Below are 2,873 nucleotides of genomic sequence, written 5' to 3' on the forward strand. Positions count from 1 at the left end.
CTGGCAGAGGACGACTTCACCCTGTTCGGCCTGCCGCAGCGCTTTGCGCTGGACCGCGCCGACCTCGACCAGCGCTGGCGCGAGCTGCAGGCCAAGGTGCACCCCGACCGCTTCGCGGCCGAAGGCGGCGCCGCGCAGCGTGTGGCCATGCAATGGTCTGTGCGGGTGAACGAGGCCTACGGCCGGTTGAAGAACCCGCTGCAGCGCGCCGCCTACCTGTGCGAGCTGCGCGGCGCACCGATCAACGCCGAGAACAACACCGCGATGCCGGCTGCCTTCTTGATGCAGCAGATGGAATGGCGCGAGGCGCTGGACGACGCTGGCGACGTGCCGGCGGTGGAAGCGCTGGACGACGAAGTTCGTCAGGCCGAAGCCGGCCTGATGGCCGAACTGGGCACGCTGCTGGACGAGCAGGGCAGCCAGGAAGCTGCCCAGCAGGCCGCGCAACACGTCAGAGCCCTCATGTTCGTCGCGCGCTTTCGTGACGACATCGACCGCCGGCTGGACAGCTTGGGACAATAAGCACACATATGGCATTGCTCCAGATCTCCGAACCGGGCCAGGCGCCCGACCCGCACCAGCGCCGCATCGCCGTCGGCATCGACCTGGGCACCACCCACTCGCTGGTGGCCGCCGTGCGCCATGGCGTGGCCGAGTGCCTGCCCGACGACGACGGCCGCGTGATCCTGCCTTCGGCGGTGCGCTACCTCGATGCGCAGCGCCGGCAGATCGGCGCCGCCGCGCTGGCCGCGCAGGCCGAAGACCCCGAGAACACCGTCGTCTCGGTCAAGCGCTTCATGGGCCGTGCGCTGGCCGACATCCAGGGCCATGACAAGCTGCCTTACCGCTTCGTCGACCAACCTGGCATGGTGGCGCTGGACACGCGCGCCGGCATCAAGTCGCCAGTGGAGGTGTCGGCCGAGATCCTGGCCACGCTGCGCCAGCGCGCCGAAGACACCTTCGACACCGACGAGATCTTCGGCGCGGTGATCACGGTGCCCGCCTACTTCGACGACGCGCAGCGCCAGGCCACGAAAGACGCGGCCCAGCTGGCCGGCCTGAACGTGCTGCGGCTGATCAACGAGCCCACGGCCGCTGCGGTGGCCTACGGCCTGGACAACGCCAGCGAAGGTCTCTACGCGGTGTACGACCTGGGCGGTGGCACCTTCGACATCTCGCTGTTGCGCCTGGCGCGCGGCGTGTTCGAGGTGGTGGCCACCGGCGGCGATGCCGCGCTGGGCGGCGACGACTTCGACGGTGCATTGGCCGACTGGGCGCTGCAGCAGGCCGGCCGCCAGGCCGCCAACGCGCAGGACAAGCGCGCGATGCTGGTGGCCGCCCGCGCCGCCAAGGAAGCGCTGACCGATGCGCCCGAAGCCCGGCTGCAGGCCACGCTGGCCGATGGTCCGCTGAGCGTGCCGGTGACGCGTGCGCAGTTCGATGCGCTCACGCGCCCCTTGATCGACCGCACGCTGGCCGCCGTCAAGCGCGTGCTGCGCGATGCGCGCGTAGCGCGCGACGAGGTGCAGGGCGTGGTGCTGGTGGGCGGTTCCACCCGCATGCCGGCCGTGCGCGCCGCGGTGGCCGAGGCCTTCGGCCGCGAGCCGCTGACCAACGTCAACCCCGACGAGGTGGTGGCCATCGGCGCTGCGCTGCAGGCCAACCAGCTGGCGGGCAATTCGGCCGATGGCGAGATCCTGCTGCTGGACGTGATCCCGCTGTCGCTGGGCCTCGAAACCATGGGCGGCCTGGTCGAGCGGGTGATCGAGCGCAACAGCACCATTCCCACTGCCAAGGCGCAGGAGTTCACCACCTACCAGGACGGCCAGACCGCAATGGCCATCCACGTGGTGCAGGGCGAGCGCGAGCTGGTCAGCGACTGCCGCTCGCTGGCGCGCTTCGAGCTGCGCGGCATTCCGCCGATGGTGGCGGGCGCCGCGCGCATCCGCGTCACCTTCGCGGTCGATGCCGACGGGCTGCTCAACGTGTCGGCGCGCGAGATGCTGTCGGGCGTGGAAGCGGCCATCGCCGTCAAGCCCAGCTACGGCCTGGCCGACGACGAGATCGCCCGCATGCTCAAGGACGGTTTTGCCCAGGCCGAGACCGACATGGCCGCCCGGGCCCTGCGCGAAGCCCGCGTGGAAGCCGACCGCATGCTGCTGGCCACCCGCTCGGCGTTGGATGCCGACGGCGACCTGCTCAGCGGCGCCGAGCGCACCGAGATCGAGCACCTGATGCAGCGCCTGCGCGACATCGCCGCGCTGGACCACCACCACGACATCGACGCCGCCGTCGAAGCGCTGGCGCAGGGCACCGAAGCCTTTGCCGCGCTGCGCATGAACCGCGGCATCCGCCAGGCGCTGGCCGGCCGCAGCATCAACGACGTCTGAAGAAGAACACCGCCACCGCCATGACCGTCATCAAGATCCTGCCGCACGCCGAACTCTGCCCCGAGGGCCGCTCCATCGAGGCGGCGCCCGGCACCTCGGTGTGCGAGGCGCTGCTCGAAAACGGCATCGAGATCGAGCATGCCTGCGACATGAGCTGCGCCTGCACCACCTGCCACGTGATCGTGCGCCACGGCTTCGATTCGCTGGGCGAGCTGGACGAAAGCGAAGAAGACCTGCTGGATCGCGCCTGGGGCCTGGAGCCGCAGTCGCGCCTGAGCTGCCAGGCCATCGTCGCCGCCACGCCGCTGACGATCGAGATCCCAAAGTACACGATCAACCACGCCCGCGAAAACCACTGAGCGGCGCGCCGGTCTGGTGCATGCGTGCACCAAGGCAGGCATGCACGGACGAAAAAAAACCTCCCGGGGAAACCGGGAGGTTGGACAAAACGGGCTCCTGTGCCCTGCTGAGGAGATAGACAGA

At 69.8% G+C, this 2,873-nt stretch carries 3 protein-coding genes; all 3 read left to right on the forward strand.

From position 1 onward, the window contains the following. Genes hscB through fdx form a run of 3 tightly spaced genes read left to right on the forward strand, consistent with a single transcriptional unit; the run spans nt 1 to nt 2,749 of the window. Nucleotides 1-522, forward strand: coding sequence for a Fe-S protein assembly co-chaperone HscB (gene hscB / locus ABNT58_RS27155; RefSeq protein WP_348756494.1), 522 nt, complete (start codon nt 1-3; stop codon nt 520-522). 8 nt (nt 523-530) lie between these two features. Further along, nucleotides 531-2,390, forward strand: coding sequence for a Fe-S protein assembly chaperone HscA (gene hscA, locus ABNT58_RS27160; RefSeq protein WP_348756495.1), 1,860 nt, complete (start codon nt 531-533; stop codon nt 2,388-2,390). A gap of 20 nt (nt 2,391-2,410) precedes the next feature. Further along, a complete protein-coding gene (gene fdx, locus ABNT58_RS27165) occupies nt 2,411-2,749 on the forward strand; it encodes an ISC system 2Fe-2S type ferredoxin (protein ID WP_348756496.1) in 339 nt (112 codons plus the stop codon). Nucleotides 2,750-2,873 lie beyond the last annotated feature (124 nt).

This window comes from uncultured Aquincola sp., assembly GCF_964001545.1.
GTDB lineage: Bacteria > Pseudomonadota > Gammaproteobacteria > Burkholderiales > Burkholderiaceae_C > Aquincola.